The sequence below is a fragment of the Actinomadura rugatobispora genome, from assembly GCF_042656285.1.
Lineage (GTDB): Bacteria > Actinomycetota > Actinomycetes > Streptosporangiales > Streptosporangiaceae > Spirillospora > Spirillospora rugatobispora.
In genome coordinates, this window is sequence record NZ_JBHSON010000033.1 from 92216 (window position 1) to 109999 (window position 17784).

A 17784-nucleotide genomic window follows, 5' to 3' on the forward strand; every position below is an offset into this window, starting at 1 on the left:
ACCGCGGATCAGGCGAGCAGGCCGAGGCGCTCGGCCAGCCGGGCGCGGTGGTGCCGCGGCGAGCCCAGCAGGAGCTGGGCGCTCTTGGCGCGCTTGTAGTAGAGATGCGCGTCGTGTTCCCAGGTGAACCCGATGCCGCCGTGCAGGAGCAGGTGGTCCTTGGCGACCTGGAAATAGGCGCGGCCCATGTACGACTGGGCCGTCGCCGCGGCCACGGGCAGTTCCTCCGGGCTCTCGTCGGCGGCCCACGCCGCGTACCGGACGACCGACTCGGCCTGCTCCAGGACGCAGTGCATGTCGGCCAGCCTGTGCTTGACGCCCTGGAACGAGCCGACGAACCGGCCGAACTGCACGCGCAGCTTGGCGTACTCCACGATCGTGTCGAGGCACCGGCGCAGGCCGCCCAGCTGCTCGGCCGCCAGCGCCACGGCGGCCAGGTCCAGCGCCCGCCGGACCGCCTCCCCGGCGTCGCCGGACCCGATCCTGCGGGCCGGGGCGCCGGCGAACTCCACGCGGGCCTGCGGACGGGTCAGGTCGAGCGTGGTCAGCGGCGTGCGCGTGACCCCGGCGGCCCCCGCCTCGACGGCGAAGAGCCCCAGCGGCCCGTCCCCGTCCACGACCTCGTCGGCCAGGACCGCCGCGACCAGGACCAGGTCGGCGTCCGCGCCGTTCAGCACGTGCGGCGCGACACCGTGCAGCGCGTGGCCGCCGCCCTCCGCCGCCCGCGCGCCCGGCGCCTCCTCGCCGGGCACCGGGACCGCGAAGGTCGCCACCGTGCCGCCCGACGCGATCCCGGGCAGCAGCCGCTTGAGGGCCTCCGCGTCGCCGGACTGGAGCAGGACGTTCGCCGCCAGCACCGCCGAGGCGAAGTACGGCGACGGCGTCAGCGCGGCCCCCAGCTCCTCCATGACCACGGCGACCTCGGCGTGCCCGGCGCCGGCCCCGCCGTGCTCCTCGGGGACGGCCAGCCCGGCCAGTCCCAGCTCGCCGGTCAGCCGCTCCCACGTCCGCCGGTCGTAGGGCTCGTCCGACTCGGCGATCGCGCGGACCCGGGCCATCGGCGCGGTGTCGGCCAGGAACGCCCGCACGGACCCCGCCAGCTCGTTCTGCTCCTCGGTGCGGATCAGCCTCACCGGCCCGCCTCCTTCTCCTGCGTGCCGACCTTGAGGTCGCGGAACGGGACGCCGCGGTCCACCTGCGGCTCGCGCGGCAGCCCCAGCACCCGGTCGCCGATGATGTTGCGCATGATCTCGTTGGTGCCGCCGCCCAGCGCCATCCCGGGCGCGAACGACAGCGCGGCGGCGATGCTGCCGCGGCCCTCGGAGGCCACCGCGTCCGGGCCGAGGATCTCGCTCGCGACATCGGCCCCGGTCATGGTGAGCTCGGCCAGCAGCAGCTTGGCGACCGACCCGCGCGCCCCCGGCTGGATCCCCGCCCTGGCCTCCTGCGCGAGCCGGGCGTTGAACAGGTCGAAGGCCCGCTCCGCCAGGTACAGGTCCACGAGCTGGTCGCGGACCGCGGGGTCGGCCGGCAGCCCCCGCTCCCGCGCGGCCTCGGCCATCGCGGCGTACGAGGCGGGCCGCTCGATCCGGGCCGCGCCCGTCCCGATCGAGACCCGCTCGTGCAGCAGCGTCGTCACCGCCGCCGACCAGCCCCCGTTCACCTCGCCCACCACCTGATCGGGGGCGACGCGGACGTCGTCGAAGAAGATCTCGTTGAAGTGCGCGTCCCCGGTCATGTCGCGCAGCGGCCGCACCGTCACGCCCGGGTCGTGCATGTCGATCACGAACATCGTGATGCCCTGGTGCTTGGGCACGTCCGGGTCGGTGCGCGCGATGAGCAGCCCGTAGTCGGCCAGCCGCGCCGCCGACGTCCACACCTTCTGCCCGTTGACGACCCAGGTGTCACCGTCCAGTACGGCGCGGGTCTGCAACGACGCCACGTCCGACCCGGCGCCGGGCTCGGAGAACATCTGGCACCAGATCTCCTCGCCGCGCAGCATCGGCCGGATGTGGCGCCGCTTCTGCTCCTCGGTGCCGATCGAGATCAGCGTCGGCCCGCACATGCCGAGCCCGATGCCGAACGGCGCGATGGGCAGGGTCAGGTCGCGCGCCGCCTCCTGGAAGGCGCGCTCCTCGGCCGCGCTCAGGCCCTGCCCGCCGTACTCCGCCGGCCAGGTGATGCCGGAGTATCCGGCGTCGTACAGCGCGGCCATGAAGGTCTTGGCGGTCGTGAGATCGGCGTCGCGGGGCAGGCCGCGCGCGTTGGCCTCCAACCAGGCGCGGGCCCGCCGGCCGTACTCGTCCAGATCCGTCATGCAGCGCTCCTCCGACCACGACGATCAGTGACCACTTACGCTAATCCCCCGCGCACCCGAATGTCATTCGGTTCAGATGGGCGGGGGATCGCCGGCCGACGGATCGGACGTAACGCAGGAAGCGAAGGAAACGAAGGAAAAGGACGGATCAGGCGAGCGTGACCTCGACGGACAGGCCGTCCGGGGACTCCTCCAGGGACAGTTCGGCGATCCGGCCCGCCGAGACCAGGTCGCCGCGCGCGACCCGGCCGGTCGCGGCACCCCGGACCGCCGCGTGCCGGACGTCGGCGCGCATCGACGCCCTGGCCTCGGACTTGGCCTTGCGGACCTGGCGCAGCACCTCCGCCGTCGCCGCCAGCACCGCCGGATCACCGCCCGCGGGCAGATCGGCCGCCTCCGGCCACGCGGCGCGGTGCACCGAGCCGTCCCGCCACCACGACCAGACCTCCTCGGTCACGAACGGCAGGATCGGCGCGAACAGCCGCAGCAGCGTGGACAGCGCGATGCGCAGCGCGGCCCTGGCCGACCGCGCCTCGGGTCCGTCCCCGTACGCGCGCGCCTTCACCAGTTCCAGGTAGTCGTCGCAGAACTCCCAGAAGAAGCGCTCGGCGCGCTCCAGCGCGCGGGTGTAGTCGTAGCCCTCGAACGCCTCGGTGGCCTCGCCCACGACACCGCCCAGCGCGGCCAGCATCGACAGGTCGAGGGGCTCGGTGACGGCCGCGTCCGGCGCGACCTCCCCCAGCCCCAGGACGAACTTCGACGCGTTCAGGATCTTGATGGCCAGCCGGCGGCCGACCTTGATCTGACCGGTGTCGAACGCGGTGTCGGTGCCGGGACGGCCGCTGGCCGACCAGTACCGGACGGCGTCGGAGCCGTACTCCCGCAGCAGCGCGATCGGCGTGACGACGTTGCCCTTGGACTTGGACATCTTCTTGCGGTCGGGGTCCAGGATCCACCCCGACAGCGCGGTGCCCGTCCACGGCAGCGTCCCGTGCTCCAGATGGGCGCGGACGACCGTGGAGAACAGCCACGTGCGGATGATGTCGTGGGCCTGCGGGCGCAGGTCGTAGGGGAACACGCGGGAGAACAGGTCCGGGTCGCGCTCCCAGCCGCCCGCGATCTGCGGGGTGAGCGAGGAGGTCGCCCAGGTGTCCATCACGTCCGGGTCGCCGGCGAAGCCGTTCGGCTTGCCGCGCTGGTCCTCGGTGAACCCGGGCGGGACGTCCGAGGACGGGTCGACCGGCAGCGCGTCCTCCGCCGGCACGATCGGATCGTCGTGCAGCGGGTCGCCGGAGTCGTCCAGCCGGTACCAGACCGGGATCGGGACGCCGAAGAACCGCTGCCGGGAGATCAGCCAGTCGCCGTTGAGGCCCTCGACCCAGTTCTCGTAGCGGGCCCGCATGTAGGACGGGTGCCAGACCAGCTCGCCGCCCCGCGCCAGCAGCCGCCCGCGCAGGTCGCGGTCGCGCCCGCCGTTGCGGATGTACCACTGCCGGGTGGTGACGATCTCGAGCGGCTTGGTGCCCTTCTCGTAGAACTTCACCGGCCGGACGACCTTGCGCGGCTCGCCGTCCAGGTCGCCGGACTCCCGCAGCAGCTCGACGACCCGCTCCTTGGCCGAGAACAGCGTCCGGCCAGCCAGCTCGTCGTAGGGCCGCGCCGGGACGCCGGGCGGCGGCTCGGCGGCCAGCCGGCCGTCCCAGCCGACGACCGCGCGGGTGGGCAGGTCAAGCTCGCGCCACCAGGTGACGTCGGTGACGTCGCCGAAGGTGCAGATCATCGCGATGCCGGTGCCCTTGCCCGGGTCGGCCAGCCGGTGCGCGAGGACCGGGACCTCGACGCCGAACAGCGGGGTGCGGACGGTCGTGCCGAACAGCTCCCGGTAGCGCTCGTCGTCGGGGTGGGCGACCAGCGCGACGCACGCGGGCAGCAGCTCGGGCCGCGTCGTCTCGATGTAGACCGGCCGGTCGTCCCCCAGGCCCTGCCCCTCCGGGGACGACCCCGGACCCCGGAAACGGAGTTTGTAGAACGCGCCGGGCTGGTCGCGGTCCTCCAGCTCGGCCTGGGCGACGGCGGTGCGGAACGTGACGTCCCACAGCGTCGGCGCCTCGGAGACGTACGCCTCCCCGCGCGCCAGGTTCCGCAGGAACGCGCGCTGCGACGCCGCGCGCGCCTCCTCACCGATCGTGGTGTAGAGGTGGTTCCAGTCGACCGACAGGCCGACCCGGCGCCACATCTCCTCGAACGCCTTCTCGTCGACCTCGGTGAGCCGCTCGCACAGCTCGATGAAGTTGCGCCGGCTGATCGAGATCTGCCGCTTGGGGTCGGGTTTCGCGGGCGGCTCGAACTCCGGGTCGTACGGCAGCGACGGGTCGCAGCGGACGCCGAAGTGGTTCTGCACGCGGCGCTCGGTGGGCAGGCCGTTGTCGTCCCAGCCCATCGGGTAGAAGACCGTGCGGCCGCGCATCCGCTGGAAGCGCGCGACGGTGTCGGTGTGGGTGTAGGAGAAGACGTGGCCGACGTGCAGGGATCCGCTGACCGTGGGCGGCGGGGTGTCGATGGAGTAGACGCGCTCGCGCGGCTGCTCGCGGTCGAAGCGGTAGGTGCCGTCGTCGTCCCAGCGGCGTACCCACTTCTCCTCCAGGCCGTCCAGGGAGGGCTTGGGAGGAACGTTCGGAGTACGCGGCTGTGCTGTCATGCGTCAATGGTATTGACATCCGGACGGGACGCGGCCCGATTGGCGCCGGGGCGGCAGGCATGGCGAAGGTCTTCCGGGGCACGCCATTCCGGTAGCGTCGGTCGGACGCGGACGACGGAAGGACGATCATGGCGGACAGAGGCGACCTGGGCTGGCGGGTGATGGCCGGTGCCGCGGCCTTCGCGGGCGGTTTCGTCGCCAAGAAGGCGATCGCATTCGCCTGGAAGAAGAGCACCGGCAAGGAGCCGCCGACCAATCCCGAGTCGCCCGAGGTCGAGCTGAAAGAGGCGATCGGCTGGGTCGTGGTGATGGGCATCGGCATGGAGCTGGCCCGGTTGCTGGCCACCCGGGCGGCGGCGAAGCAGTGGGCGAAGGGGACCGGGGAACTGCCCTCGCACCTCAAGACCGAGGTCTGAGGCACCCCTTCCCTTCCCGGTCGTGGTCGGTCCCGTACACGCGAAGGGACCGGCCACGATGCCCCCTCGACGGCGGAGCCCCAAAGGACGGGCGCCAAGGGGACGGGCGTCAGGGGCCGGACGGGGAGAGCGGGCCGGGGTCTGCGAAGGCTGGACGGGGACCGGGGCCGGGACCGGACGGCCGGGTGACCATGGCGCGGGCGGGCAGGGGATGAACGCGCCCGCGGCCTGAGCGTCGACCGGTGTCGCGGCCGTTACGGGCGTTTACGTCGGAACTTGCGCGGCTTGCCGGACTCCAGGGCCGGCTTCGGATGCGGCGGCCCGGGCAAGGGATGCGGCCTGGCCAGCGGCGCCGGGGTCAGCAGGTCGGCGGCCAGGTCCTTGCGGACGGCCGCGGCGAGGCCCTTGGTGGCGGTGCGGTTCAGCACGGCGCCGGCGGCGGCCCCGGTCAGGAACGGCCCGAGCATGGTCATGTTCTTGCCGAACGCGGTCAGCAGCCGCTTGCGCAGGGCCGACTTGGCCGCCGAGCCCAGCGCGCTGGTGAACGAGCCCGCCTCCAGCGGGTTGATGCCGCGCTGACGGGCCCAGGAGGTGACGAACGCGGCGCCCCGCGTGGCGCCCGAGCCGTCGACGCGCACCCCGTACACCTCGTGCAGCTCGGCGATCATCTTGACCTCGATGGCCGCGACCACCAGGGTCTCGGCCGCCAGCTGGGCGGGGGTGGTCAGCAGCAGCGGCGGGGCGGCGAACTGCGCGGCCGCCAGCGTGCCGGCGGCCGCGCCCACGGCGGTGGTGGTGTTGGTCGCCACCCGCACCACGCTGTCGGCCAGCTCCTCGCCGGTCAGCCCGCGGTGGTGCGCGCTGAGGGTCTGCACGTCCCGGACGGGGATGTGCGGCGCCGCCGCGACCATCAGATCGGCCAGCCAGCGCCCCCGCGCGATGCCCACGGCCCCCGCCCTGCGGGCGGACTGGCCCAGCAGCCGGGCCAGCCGCCCCAGCAGGCGGCCGCGGGTCTCGCGGTCCATGTCCTCCCCGCCGGAGAGGCGCCCGATCAGCTCGCCGATCTCGGCGGAGCCGTCGGCGCTCTCCGGCAGGAGGTCACCGTGCCCTTCGTGCTCGTTGTCCGCGCCTCGGTCGTCCTCGTGGCGTTCGAGTTCTCCCGTCACCTGCGGCGCCTCTCAGGCGGCGCATTCGCGGCAGACCGGCTGGCCGTTCTTCTCCGTGGCCAGCTGGCTGCGGTGGTGCACCAGGAAGCAGCGGGTGCAGGTGAACTCGTCGGCCTGGCGCGGGACGACCCGGAAGGTCAGCTCCTCGTTCGACAGGTCGGCGCCCGGCAGCTCGGCCACCTCGCCGGCGTCCAGGTCCTCGTCGATGATGCTCGCGGCCTTGTCGGCCCGCCGGGCCTGGAGCTCCTGGAGGCTGTCCTCGCTGAGGTCGTCGTCCGTCTTACGCGGGCTGTCGTAGTCGGTCGCCATCTTCTATCTCCATCCCCCTCAGTGCTTTATGCGCCCCGTCGCGCGGATCTAACGCACGGGGGGCCGTTCTTGTGCCCGATCCGGGCGGGAAATTCTGTCACGGGCGGTGGCGTGCGACACACGAGGCGCGACGGGTCCCTGTGGTGACACCGATCACCTGGACCCTCTCTCGCCGGTGTGGCGCATGTCACAGAAGCGGACGGCCGTCACGACGTTGATCAGGGCCGAGACGCCCACCCGGGCATCCCGCGGCGGCGGGGATCATACCGGTCCCGGCGGCCTCGTGCGCGCCGACCCGGCCGCGGGTGGCCATCGAGCGGAACCGATCCGGGCGGAGGCGAACCGGACGCCGCGGTGAAACGTCTGAAGTTACGCGATATCGTGCCCGCCTGAGGCGTGAGGAGGCGGCCCCGCGGGCGGGCGGAACCGGCGGAGACCGGCGACCGTCGGGGGACGGCGACAACACCGGATCATTACCAGCTAGTAACCAATACCGAATCATCGCGGGACATCACTGCGGGTCACGGGAGGATCAGAATGCCGGATGCCGCTCCGCTGGAGCCAGGCGATCCCCGGGCACTGGGTCAGTACGAGGTCGTCGGGCGGCTCGGCGCGGGCGGGCAGGGCGCGGTCTTCCTCGGCAAGGCGCCGGGCGGCCAGTACGTCGCCGTCAAACTGCTGCACGCCCAGATGGCGAGCGACCCGGCCGCGCGCGCCCGGTTCACCCGTGAGGTGAACGCGGCGCAGAAGGTCGAGCCGTTCTGCACCGCCCGGGTGTACGAGGCCGACCTGCACGGCGACCAGCCCTACGTCGTCAGCGAGTTCATCGACGGCCCGTCGCTGCACGACGTGGTCGCCCACAACGGCCCGCGCGGGGCCGCCGAGCTGGAGCGGCTGGCGATCGGCACGGTCACCGCCCTGGCCGCCATCCACGAGGCCGGGATCGTCCACCGCGACTTCAAGCCCAACAACGTCATGCTGGCCTCCGACGGGCCGCGGGTGGTCGACTTCGGCATCGCCCGCACGGTCAACTCGCAGGAGAGCGCGGTCACCGCGACCGGCATGGTCGTGGGCACCCCCGGCTACCTGGCACCCGAGCAGCTGACCGGGGCGCCGCTGACGCCCGCGGTCGACATCTTCGCCTGGGGCGCCACGATGGTGTTCGCCGGCACCGGGCAGTCGCCGTTCGAGGCCGACACCCTGCCGGTGATCATCAACCGGATCCTCAACGAGGAGCCGGACCTGTCCGCGCTGCCCCCCGGGCCGCTGCGCGACATGATCGGCCGCTGCCTGTCCAAGGACGCGGGCCTGCGCCCGCCGGCCGCGCAACTGCTGCTGCACCTGCTCGGCTCCGTCGGGGCGGCCCCGTCCAACCCCTCGGCCGGCCAGGAGGACCTGCTCAACCAGGGCACCCGGATCGCCGCGCAGATGCCGGCGCCGCCGCGGGTGCCGCCCGCGCCGCAGCACGCCCCGCCGCCGCAGCCCATCACGCCGCCCCCGATGCCGATGCACCAGGGCCCGGGCCCCAACACCCCGCCGCCGCAGCCGATCACGCCGCCCCCGATGCCGATGTACCAGCAGGGGGCGACGCCACCGCCGCCGATGCCGATGCCGATGCAGCAGGGCGGCATGCCGCCCGGTCCGCGGCCGCCCTACCCGGGGCCGCCGCCGCAGCAGCGGTCCTCGTCCAACGGCCCGGTCATCGCGGGCATCGGGTGCGCCGTGCTGGCGGTCCTGGTGATCGTGGTGATCGTGGTCGTCGCGCTGGCGAGCGGCGGCGATGACGACGACCCGCCCTACACCCTCCCGTCCGTGCCGACGCCGGTCTACACGCCGCCGTCCGACCGCCCGACCAGCGGGTCGAGCGCCTCCGACCGCGGCGTCAGCGGCATCTACAGGGGCACCGGGTTCCAGCCCGGCGCCGGGACGGGCCGTACGAGCTTCCAGGTCCGCTTCGGCATGTTCAACAGCGCCGCCAACGGCACCTACACCTACAGCGACGGCAAGACCTGCCGGACGAGCCTGAGCCTGCTGTCGGGCAGCGAGCAGGCCGGGCGGGCCGAGTACCGGGAGACCCCGTCGGCCGGTCAGGACCCGTCCGAGTGCGCGGCCGGCTACGTCACCTTCAGCAACTTCACCGGCACCACCATGCGCTGGGAGTGGCGGCAGACCCAGGGCTCCGGCTCGGCCGCGGCCTACGGGACCGTGATCGAGACCGGATGATCGAGAACTGATCCAGGGCGGCGATCCGGTGCCGTGAGGCACCGTCGATCGGCTGGGGCCGTACCGGCTGATCGGCCTGCTCGGGGAGGGCGGCCAGGGCTCGGTCTTCCTCGGCGAGGAGTCCCCGCCCCCCGGAGACGACGACCTTCCGCCCGAAGACGACACGCCGTCCGGCGGGCGGGTGGCGATCAAGCTGCTGCACGCGCGGCTCAGCGGGGACGCGCGGGCGCGGGCGCGCTTCGCCGCCGAACTGCGGGTGGCGCAGCGCGTCGCGGCCTTCTGCACCGCCCGCATCCTGGACTCCGACGTGGAGGGCGACCGCCCCTACATCGTCAGCGAGTACATCGACGGGCCGCCGCTGTCGCGGGTGCTGGCCGACGAGGGGCCGCGCTCCGGCGCCGACCTGGACCGGCTGGCCATCGGCACCATGACGGCGCTGGCCGCGATCCACCAGGCGGGCGTGGTGCACCGCGACTTCAAGCCGCACAACGTGCTGCTGGCCCCCGACGGCCCGCGCGTCATCGACTTCGGCATCGCCCGTGCGCTGGACGCCACCGGCACGCTGTCCAGCACCGCCGTGGGCACGCCCGCGTACATGGCCCCCGAGCAGATCACCGGCGGCCCGGTCGGGCCGCAGGCGGACATCTTCGCCTGGGGCGCCACGATGATCTACGCGGCGAACGGGCGGCCCGCGTTCGGCCAGGACTCGATCCCCGCGGTCATGCACCGCATCCTCAACTTCCCGCCCGACCTGGGGTCGCTGGGCGAGCCGCTGCGCGGGCTCGTCCAGGCGTGCCTGAACAAGCAGGCGGCGCACCGGCCGTCCTCGCAGCAGGTGCTCATCCACCTGCTGAACCTGGCCGGCAGCCTTCCTCAGGCGGGCGGCGCCGGCGGCGGGACGGGGCCGCGGGCACCGGAGACCGAGCCCGCCGCGATCATCAACCACGGGGCCGAGGTCGTCTCGACCGACACCGGCATCCGGCTCGCCTCCGTGCCGGGCGCGCCCCCTCCGGTCCCGCCGTCCCCGCCCCCACCCGCGCCGGCGCCATTCCCGCAGCCCCAGCCGAACGCCTGGACGCCCGCGACGCCAGGGCCGTACCAGCAGCAGTGGGGCCTGCCGGGCACATGGCCCAACGAAACCGGCGGCCGCAAGAAGCGGGGCATCGGCGTCCTGGCCGGGGCGGGCAGCGCCGCGCTCGTCGCGCTGATCGTGGCCGGCAGCGTCATCGCCGTCCAGCTCCTCGGCGACGACGACGGCGCTCCCGAGCGCGACACGCCCGGAGGCAGGACGGGCGGGCAGCTCAGGATGTCCCTGGACTCCGTCTCGAGCGACAGCACCGGCCTGTCGCCGTCCAACGCCGGGTACGGCACCGAACGGATCGTGGCCAAGCAGCTCTACACCGGGCTGGTCGAAACCGCCCCCGACGGCACGGTCCGCAACCGGCTGGCCACCTCGATCACGCCCGACTCCACCTGCAGGAGCTGGAAGATCGAGGTGCGCACCGGCACGAAGTTCACCGACGGGACGCCGGTGACGCCCGAGTCGTTCGTACGCGGCTGGACCCGTGCCGCGCAGGCCGAGAACGGGCTGGCCTCGCTGCTGATCGGCGGGGTCAGGGGGTTCCAGGACGTCGCGTCCCGCAAGAGCTCCACGATGTCCGGGCTGCGGGCGTACGGGTCGGGCTTCCAGGTCGACCTCGACGGCTCCGACTGCGAGTTCGGGCGGCGGCTGGGCGACCCCCTCCTCTTCCCGGTCCCGGAGAGCGCGGGGGCGCCCGACAACGGCGCCTACAACGACCAGCCCGTCGGCAACGGGCCGTTCAGGGTGGAGTCCTACGTCAAGGACCGCACCGTGACGCTGGTCCGCAACGACGTGTGGGCGTTCGGCAAGGCCAAGCTCGACCGGGTCGTGATCGACCTGTCCTCCGACGCCCTCATCAAGGGGCGGACCGGTTTCCAGGGGCAGCTGTACCAGTGGGCGCCGCTCGACTCCGCGAACCTGGGCGCGTCCCGCGGCGACCGGTCCATGGTCTCCAGGACCACGACGGGCCTCAACTACCTGGTGCCGCTCACGGCGCGCGGGCCGATGGCCTCCGACAAGGCCAGGCTCGCGGTGTCGTACGCCCTCGACCGCGCGGCGCTGAGCAGCGGCCTGTACGGCGGCGCGTACCCGGCAGCGAACGGGATCGTCCCGCCCACCATCGCGGGTTTCGGCAAGCCCGGCACCTGCGCGTCGTGCGACAGGCACGACCCGGCTCGCGCCAGGGCGCTCGCCCAGGAGGCCAAGCTGGGCCCGGGGACCACCGTGCCGCTGTACGTGCGGAACACCGCCACCCACAAGCGCTGGGGCGAGATGGTGGTGGCCCAGCTCAACCGCACGCTCGGCTGGTCGGTGCAGCTGAAGCCGGCCGGCGAGCTCGACCTCCGCGGCTACGCCAGGGAGATCACCTCCAAGGACGCCTCGGGGCTGGCCACCTTCGCCTGGCGGGCCGACTACCCCTCGGCGCACAACCTGATGCGGCCGCTGCTGGCGGGCGACCAGGCCGCCACCGCCGACAACGGCAAGACCAATTTCTCGGGCTGGCGCAACGCCGAGTTCGACCGGATCATGAACGAGGTCCTCGGGATGCCCGACGAGGCCGCCCGCACGAGCCGGCTGCGCGAGGCCGAACGGATCGCCCTCGACCAGATGGCCCTGATCCCGGTCGTCTTCACCGGGAACGCCGCGCTGCGCAGCGACAAGCTGGTGGGCCTGGGCATGGACTACGACGGAGACCCCACGCTGGCCACCGCCGCGTACAAGTGACCGCGGCGGCGCCCAGTGCGGCACGGTGGGCCGGAGGACGGCATGGAAGGCGCTGAAACGTCCCCGGGAGGCGTCAGGAGGCCGCGGCGGGGGGCGGGCCCAGCGGCAGCAGCACGGTCACGATGAGGCCGCCGCCGTGGCGCGGGGCCGCGTGCACGGACCCGCGGTGCGCCAGCACCACCGACCGCACGATCGACAGCCCCAGCCCGGCGCCCTTGGCCGACTCGACCCGGTCGGAGTTGAGCCTGCGGAACGGCTCGAACAGCCGCTCCACCTCGTAGGCGGGCACCACCGGGCCGGTGTTCTCCACCTGGACGGCGGCCAGCCCCTCCAGGACCCCGGTGCGCACCCACACCTCGCCGCCGTCGGCGTTGTGCTTGACCGCGTTGTCGACCAGGTTGGACACCAGATGCTCCAGCAGCACCGGGTCGCCCAGCGTGGTGCCCGCGGTCAGCTCCTGGTGCACGGTGATCTCGTGCTCGCGCTCGCCCGCCCGGCGCGCGGAGTTCTCCAGCACGGCGACGGCGACCTCGGCCAGGTCGACCGGGGTGCGGTTGGTCAGCTCGCGCTCGCTGCGCGCCAGCAGCAGCAGGCCCTCGATCAGCCGCTCGTGGCGGGCGTTGGTGGCCAGCAGCGTGCGGCCGACCGTGCGCAGGTCGTCGGAGACCTCCGGGGCGCCCAGCGCCACCTCCAGCAGCGTCCGGTTGATCGCCAGCGGGGTGCGCAGCTCGTGCGAGGCGTTGGCGACGAAGCGGCGCTGGGAGTCGAAGGCCTGGCCGAGCCGCTCCAGCATCGCGTCGAAGGTGTCGGCCAGCTCCTTGATCTCGTCGTCGGGGCCCTCCAGCGCGATCCGCTCGTGCAGGGTGCTCTCCGACAGGCGGCGGGCGGTGGTCGTCACCCGCTGCAGCGGGCTGAGCGCGCGGTCGGCGACGAAGTAGCCGAGGACCAGCGCGATGATCCCGACCCCGGCCAGCGCCACCAGCGACCGCCCGACCAGCTGCCGCATCGTGAGCTCCTTGAGGACCTCGGGATCGAGCGGGCCGGACGGGGTGACGATGATGTAGCCCTCCGGGAAGACCTGGTCGAGGATCTGCCCCACCAGCAGGTACGTCACGAAGAGCAGCAGTGCCCCGGCCATGAAGAACAGCAGGCCGTACAGGACGGTGAGCCGCAGCCGCACGCTGACCCGGCCGGGCAGGCCGCGCAGGTCGGCGCGGATCCCGGGGCCGCCGCCGCGCGGGCCGCCGCCCCTGCCCCGCGCAAGGCCTCCCGGCACGGGCCTCGTCGCCGCCCCCGTGAGCGACGTGGCCCCGGCGAGCGGCGGCACGGCGCCCCCCGCGCCCCCGGCCGGGCCGGTGTTCCCCGGGGTGGTGGCGGGGCCGGTGTCGCCCGGGCCGGTGTTCCGCCGCGCCGCGGGGCCCTCGGCGGGCTGGGCCGGGTCCTGCGCGGCGGCCGTCCCGGCGGCGGGGCCGGCGGCCTGATCGGAGCTCACAGGCGGTACCCCACGCCCGGCACCGTCTCGATCACCGGCGGGTCGCCCAGCTTCTTGCGCAGCGTCATCATCGTGACCCGGACCACGTTCGTGAACGGGTCGATGTGCTCGTCCCATGCCTTCTCCAGCAGCTGCTCGGAGCTGACCACCGCGCCGTCCGCGCTCAGCAGCACCTCCAGCACCGCGAACTCCTTGCGGGTCAGCTCGATCGCGCGGCCGTCGCGGGCCACCTCCCGGCGGGCCGGGTCGAAGGTGATCCCCGCCCGCTCCAGCACCGGCGGCAGCGGCGCCGCGGCGCGCCGGCCCAGCGCGCGCACCCGGGCGATCAGCTCGGCGAACGCGAACGGCTTGGCGAGGTAGTCGTCGGCCCCGATGGACAGGCCCTCGACCTTGTCGTCCAGCTCGCCCGCCGCCGTCAGCATGATGATCCGCGCCGGGTAGCGCTGCGTCACCAGCTGCTTGCAGACGTCGTCGCCGTGCACCCGGGGCAGGTCGCGGTCGAGGACGATCACGTCGTACTCGTTGACGCCCGCCCTCTCCAGCGCCCCGGCGCCGTCGTAGGCGACGTCCACGGCCAGCGCCTCGCGGCGCAGGCCGGTGGCGATCGCGTCGGCGAGCACCCGCTCGTCCTCGACGACTAGAACACGCACTGTGCCCCCCTCATCGGTCCGGTGTCCGGGACGGCGGCCCCCCGGGGCGCGGAGCCGTCCACGATCAGGTATGCCACGGCGCCCGTAAGACGCCCGTAAGCCCCGTCCTAAAGCCGCCACCGCCGGTCGCCGGCGGTCGCGCCCGGGGGCGGCCGCCGTTCACGTTCCCGTCAAGGACCCTGCTCAGGAGGGTCTCGCGACTCACCGCGAATCCACCGGAAAATCACCGTAAAGCCACGTGACAGAAACAGGTTTATCTTCAGCGTAGGTCTGGGTAGGGAGGGCCTGATCCGGAGGGAGGCCCATGGGCGAACTGTCACGCACGATCCAGCAGCGACTCGACGACGCGTACGAGTCGTTGCGCCACGCCCACGCCGACGGCGACATCTACCTGGCCGACATCCGCCAGGAGGAGATCAAGGAACTGCGCCGGATCGCAGCGAATCACGATATCGGCGTCGAACCACCCCGCTGCGACTGAACAAGGACGCCAGATCCACGGGGCGGTCACGACGGACGCAGCGCCCGGCGCGGCCGCCCCGACGATCCCCCTCCCGGGGAGCCTCCTCCGGATCCCCGGGAAACGCGAAGACCCTCCGGATCCCTGAGAATCCCAGAAGACGCCGTAGAGCCCGCTGAGACGCGCGGGGCCCTCTCCCCGGCCCCTCAGCCGCGGGTGGGCTCCAGCGGCTTCAGAAGGGCGTGCAGGGCCTCGAACGTGCCCGGCCCGCCCGCGACGGTCAGCTCCGGCCCGGCGGGAGCGCCGTCCAGGCCCTCGATCCGCCCGCCCGCCTCCTGCACGACCAGCGCGCCCGCCGCGATGTCCCAGGCCTGCACGCCGCGCTCGTAGTAGGCGTCGACCCGTCCCGCGGCCAGCGAGCACAGGTCCACGCAGCAGGAGCCGCCGCGGCGGATGTCGCGGACGTTCGGCAGCACCCCGGTCAGCACCCGCGCCTGGTGGGCGCGGCGCTCGGCGGCGTACCCGAACCCGGTGGCGACCAGCGCCCGCTCCAGCGGCACGCCGGCGTTGCAGCGCAGCTCGCGGGTGCCCGACGCGGTGTGCAGCAGGGCACCGCCGCCCCGCACCGCGGTGTAGGTCTCGCCGCGCCGGGGCATGTCCACGGCCCCGGCCACGGTGACGCCGTCGACCTCGGCGGCGATGCTGACCGCCCAGTCGGGCAGGTCGTAGAGGTAGTTGACGGTGCCGTCGATCGGGTCGATCACCCACCGGACCGCGCTGGCCCCGGCCCGGGTGCCGCCCTCCTCGCCGAGGAAGCCGTCGTCGGGACGGACCGCGCGGATCCGCTCGATGATCAGGCGTTCGGCGGCCTGGTCCATCTGGGTGACCACGTCGGTGGGGCTGCTCTTGGTCTGCACCACGTCGGGCCCCTCGGCGGGGCGCTTGTCGACCAGCATCCGGCCGGCCTCCCGCGCGGTGGCCACCGCCAGCTCCAGCAGGTCGTCGGGCAGGCTCATCTCAAGGTCCCCCAAGCTCGCGGCGTTCTGAAAGCGATCGGTCGGTCTGTCGGCGCCCGGTCAGCCGCCGGCGGCGCGGTGCTCCAGCAGGAGTTCGCGGGGCAGCGCGGCGAAGCGCGGGTCGGTGTGGGGCGTCGCGGCGCGGGCGAAGGCCATCCCCAGTTCCCCGGCGCGCCTCGCGGCCTCGACGTCGAGGTCGTACTTGACCTCCATGTGGTCAGAGACGAAGCCGATCGGCACCACCGCGACCGCCGTCACGCCGTCCCCGTGCAGCTTGTCCAGGTGGTCGACCACGTCGGGCTCCAGCCAGGGCTGGGAGGGCGGTCCGCTGCGGCTCTGGTAGACCAGCGACCACGGGACGCCGGGCGCGGCGCGCTCGGCGACGGTCTCCGCGACGCGTTCCAGCTCCGCGACGTAGTCGGGACGGCCGGGCTGGGCCAGCGGGACGCTGTGCGCGGTGAAGACCAGGCGGCGGGCGCCGTCCTCGGGAAGCTCGTCCAGGGCGCGGCGCGCGGCGTCCACGAACGGGTCGGCGAACCCGGGCCGCAGGCAGTACACCGGCAGCTTGTCGATCTCCGGCGCGCCCGGCACCTCGGCACGCGCCCGTTCGATGTCCTCGACGTACTGGTCGCTGCACGAGTAGCCGCTGTAGGCGGAGGTCACGAACGCCGCCGCGCGCCGGACGCCGTCGGCCGTCATCCGCCGCACGGTGTCGGCCAGGTACGGATCCCAGTTGCGGTTGCCCCAGTACACCGGCAGGTCGAGCCCGTGCGCGGCGAAGTCGGCCTCGATGGCCGCCTTGAGCTCCCGGCACTGCCGGTTGATCGGGCTGACGCCGCCGAACAGGTGGTAGTGCTCCCCCACCTTCTCGAGGCGCTCGCGCGGGATGCCGCGTCCCCGGGTGACGTTCTCCAGGAACGGGATCACGTCGTCGGGCCCCTCCGGCCCACCGAAGGACACCAGGAGCAACGCGTCGTACGTGCCCGCTTCACTCATGCCTCCATCCAACCAGCCGGGACGCCGTGCCCCTCCACGGGTAAGGCCCGCGGTGGCCAGGATCACGCCACCCGGCGCCCGCCTCCCTCGCCTCTAGCGGTACTGGTCGGAGTAGGCCTTGGCCAGGGCGAGGACCTTCTGGACGTACCAGTCGGCGTGGTTGTAGTGCCAGACGGCCCGGTAGAGCTGCTTGCCTCCCCTGCCAGCCCCGTTCGCGCACAGGTAGCGGGCCGCTCCGGGGATGGCGTCGTAGGGGTTCATGATGTCGGCCTTGCCGTCGCCGTCGCCGTCCACGCCGTAGGCCTTCCAGGTCGCGGGCATGAACTGCATGGGGCCCAGGGCCCCGGCGCTGGAGCGGCCAGGGTTGCGCCCGTGGTCGCTCTCGACCTGGCCGATGGCGGCGAGGACCGTCCAGGACAGGCCGGGGCACGTCTTGGCGGCGCTCTTGTAGAGGTCGAGGTAGCTGCCGTTGGCGGGCGACTGGAAGCGCTGCTCGTGCAGGTTCACGACGTTGGCGGCCGGTCCGAGGATCCGGCCGACCGCCCGCACGGTGGTGGCGGGCGGGACGCCCGGCGCGTTGACCAGGACGGCGATGTTGGGGACCAGGCCCATCGACCGCCCGGTCTTCTGGTGGACGAGCATGTCGATGCCCGGCAGGCCCAGCGCCCCCGAGCCGCCCATCATGATGGTCGGCATCGTGCGGCCCACCACCGCGTACGGGAAGCCCTTGCTGAGCCGCAGCTGCTCGGCGGCGGTGGCGGAGACCACGAACTGGTCGGCGGCCAGCGCCGTCCACAGGTCCTCGGCCTTGGCGGTGCGCGGCGGCGTCCAGGAGCGGAACGTGGACGGGTCGACCGCGAAGGCGTTCACCGAGCGGCCCTGGAGCTGGACGGCCCCGCCCGCCACGGCGATCACGTCCCGGACCCGGCCGAGCTTGGCGATTCGCTGGACCTGGGCCGCGGAGATGGGGCCGCCGCCGACCGCGAGGACGTCCGGCGGCACGACCCGGCGCAGCGGGGCGACCCGGGCGCCGTCGGCGACGTTGGTCACCGGGCCGCCCGGCCCGGCGGGGCCGCCGGAGGGCCGGTCGCGGTCGCGCGGGGCGGCGGTGCGGCGGTCCCGGTCGTCCTGGGCCTGGACGGCGGCGTAGGCGCCCCCGCCGAGGCTCCCGGCGATCAGCAGCGCGATCGTGAACACGGCGCGGCGCGGCCCCGTGCGGCGTCCCGGCCGGGCGG

General features: G+C 73.6%; 14 protein-coding genes. 4 read left to right on the forward strand and 10 right to left on the reverse strand.

The window, feature by feature from the left end; genetic code table 11:
- Positions 1-8 precede the first annotated feature (8 nt).
- The 3 genes from ACFPZN_RS23580 to valS all read right to left on the reverse strand — a co-directional run bounded on the left by ACFPZN_RS23580 (position 9) and on the right by valS (position 5015).
- Positions 9-1133: an acyl-CoA dehydrogenase family protein gene (locus ACFPZN_RS23580; protein WP_378284281.1), complete on the reverse strand. Its 1125-nt coding sequence runs from the start codon at positions 1131-1133 to the stop codon at positions 9-11.
- The gene (locus tag ACFPZN_RS23585) at positions 1130-2317 is read right to left on the reverse strand and encodes an acyl-CoA dehydrogenase family protein (RefSeq protein ID WP_378284282.1); all 1188 of its coding nucleotides are present in this window, start codon (positions 2315-2317) and stop codon (positions 1130-1132) included. Before ACFPZN_RS23585 ends, ACFPZN_RS23580 begins: the two co-directional genes overlap by 4 nt.
- A 148-nt stretch (positions 2318-2465) precedes the next feature.
- On the reverse strand, positions 2466-5015 hold the full coding sequence (gene valS / locus ACFPZN_RS23590; RefSeq protein ID WP_378284284.1) for a valine--tRNA ligase: 2550 nt from the start codon (positions 5013-5015) through the stop codon (positions 2466-2468).
- A 128-nt stretch (positions 5016-5143) separates the two neighbouring features.
- Between valS and ACFPZN_RS23595 the strand changes: the two genes are divergently transcribed.
- The gene (locus tag ACFPZN_RS23595) at positions 5144-5431 is read left to right on the forward strand and encodes a DUF4235 domain-containing protein (protein WP_378284285.1); all 288 of its coding nucleotides are present in this window, start codon (positions 5144-5146) and stop codon (positions 5429-5431) included.
- A 254-nt stretch (positions 5432-5685) separates the two neighbouring features.
- On the opposite strand, the gene ACFPZN_RS23600 is transcribed toward ACFPZN_RS23595, so the two are convergent.
- Both ACFPZN_RS23600 and ACFPZN_RS23605 read right to left on the reverse strand, forming a co-directional pair.
- Entirely contained in the window at positions 5686-6597 is a 912-nt protein-coding gene (locus tag ACFPZN_RS23600; RefSeq protein ID WP_378284287.1) for a hypothetical protein, read from the reverse strand.
- Between the two features lie 12 nt (positions 6598-6609).
- A complete protein-coding gene (locus ACFPZN_RS23605; protein ID WP_117404125.1) occupies positions 6610-6906 on the reverse strand; it encodes a DUF4193 domain-containing protein in 297 nt (98 codons plus the stop codon).
- A gap of 537 nt (positions 6907-7443) precedes the next feature.
- Here ACFPZN_RS23605 and ACFPZN_RS23610 point away from each other — a divergent pair.
- Together ACFPZN_RS23610 and ACFPZN_RS23615 are read left to right on the forward strand one after the other, a co-directional pair.
- Positions 7444-9129: a serine/threonine-protein kinase gene (locus ACFPZN_RS23610; protein ID WP_378284288.1), complete on the forward strand. Its 1686-nt coding sequence runs from the start codon at positions 7444-7446 to the stop codon at positions 9127-9129.
- Between the two features lie 76 nt (positions 9130-9205).
- Entirely contained in the window at positions 9206-11935 is a 2730-nt protein-coding gene (locus ACFPZN_RS23615; RefSeq protein ID WP_378284298.1) for an ABC transporter substrate-binding protein, read from the forward strand.
- A gap of 73 nt (positions 11936-12008) precedes the next feature.
- Here ACFPZN_RS23615 and ACFPZN_RS23620 read toward each other — a convergent pair whose 3' ends face one another.
- Both ACFPZN_RS23620 and ACFPZN_RS23625 read right to left on the reverse strand, forming a co-directional pair.
- Positions 12009-13427: a sensor histidine kinase gene (locus ACFPZN_RS23620; RefSeq protein ID WP_378284289.1), complete on the reverse strand. Its 1419-nt coding sequence runs from the start codon at positions 13425-13427 to the stop codon at positions 12009-12011.
- Positions 13424-14077, reverse strand: a complete 654-nt coding sequence (locus ACFPZN_RS23625; RefSeq protein ID WP_378284290.1) for a response regulator transcription factor — start codon at positions 14075-14077, stop codon at positions 13424-13426. Before ACFPZN_RS23625 ends, ACFPZN_RS23620 begins: the two co-directional genes overlap by 4 nt.
- Positions 14078-14381: 304 nt before the next feature.
- Between ACFPZN_RS23625 and ACFPZN_RS23630 the strand changes: the two genes are divergently transcribed.
- Positions 14382-14558: a hypothetical protein gene (locus tag ACFPZN_RS23630; RefSeq protein WP_378284291.1), complete on the forward strand. Its 177-nt coding sequence runs from the start codon at positions 14382-14384 to the stop codon at positions 14556-14558.
- A 185-nt stretch (positions 14559-14743) separates the two neighbouring features.
- On the opposite strand, the gene ACFPZN_RS23635 is transcribed toward ACFPZN_RS23630, so the two are convergent.
- From ACFPZN_RS23635 to ACFPZN_RS23645, 3 genes are all read right to left on the reverse strand, one after another.
- Positions 14744-15553 (reverse strand): inositol monophosphatase family protein, encoded by an 810-nt coding sequence (locus tag ACFPZN_RS23635; RefSeq protein ID WP_378284292.1) that lies wholly within the window; start codon positions 15551-15553, stop codon positions 14744-14746.
- A 60-nt stretch (positions 15554-15613) separates the two neighbouring features.
- Positions 15614-16549, reverse strand: a complete 936-nt coding sequence (locus tag ACFPZN_RS23640; RefSeq protein ID WP_378284294.1) for a ferrochelatase — start codon at positions 16547-16549, stop codon at positions 15614-15616.
- A gap of 93 nt (positions 16550-16642) precedes the next feature.
- On the reverse strand, positions 16643-17784 hold a 1142-nt coding region (locus ACFPZN_RS23645; RefSeq protein ID WP_378284295.1), incomplete at its 5' end, for a lytic transglycosylase domain-containing protein.

Excerpts from the sequence above, each read along its gene's own strand:
- ACFPZN_RS23605 (WP_117404125.1), bottom strand. The coding sequence starts at position 6,906 with ATGGCGACCGACTACGACAGCCCGCGTAAGACGGACGACGACCTCAGC.
- ACFPZN_RS23635 (WP_378284292.1), bottom strand. The coding sequence starts at position 15,553 with ATGAGCCTGCCCGACGACCTGCTGGAGCTGGCGGTGGCCACCGCGCGG.
- ACFPZN_RS23610 (WP_378284288.1), top strand. The coding sequence starts at position 7,444 with ATGCCGGATGCCGCTCCGCTGGAGCCAGGCGATCCCCGGGCACTGGGT.
- ACFPZN_RS23640 (WP_378284294.1), bottom strand. The coding sequence starts at position 16,549 with ATGAGTGAAGCGGGCACGTACGACGCGTTGCTCCTGGTGTCCTTCGGT.
- ACFPZN_RS23595 (WP_378284285.1), top strand. The coding sequence starts at position 5,144 with ATGGCGGACAGAGGCGACCTGGGCTGGCGGGTGATGGCCGGTGCCGCG.
- ACFPZN_RS23585 (WP_378284282.1), bottom strand. The coding sequence starts at position 2,317 with ATGACGGATCTGGACGAGTACGGCCGGCGGGCCCGCGCCTGGTTGGAG.
- ACFPZN_RS23630 (WP_378284291.1), top strand. The coding sequence starts at position 14,382 with ATGGGCGAACTGTCACGCACGATCCAGCAGCGACTCGACGACGCGTAC.
- valS (WP_378284284.1), bottom strand. The coding sequence starts at position 5,015 with ATGACAGCACAGCCGCGTACTCCGAACGTTCCTCCCAAGCCCTCCCTG.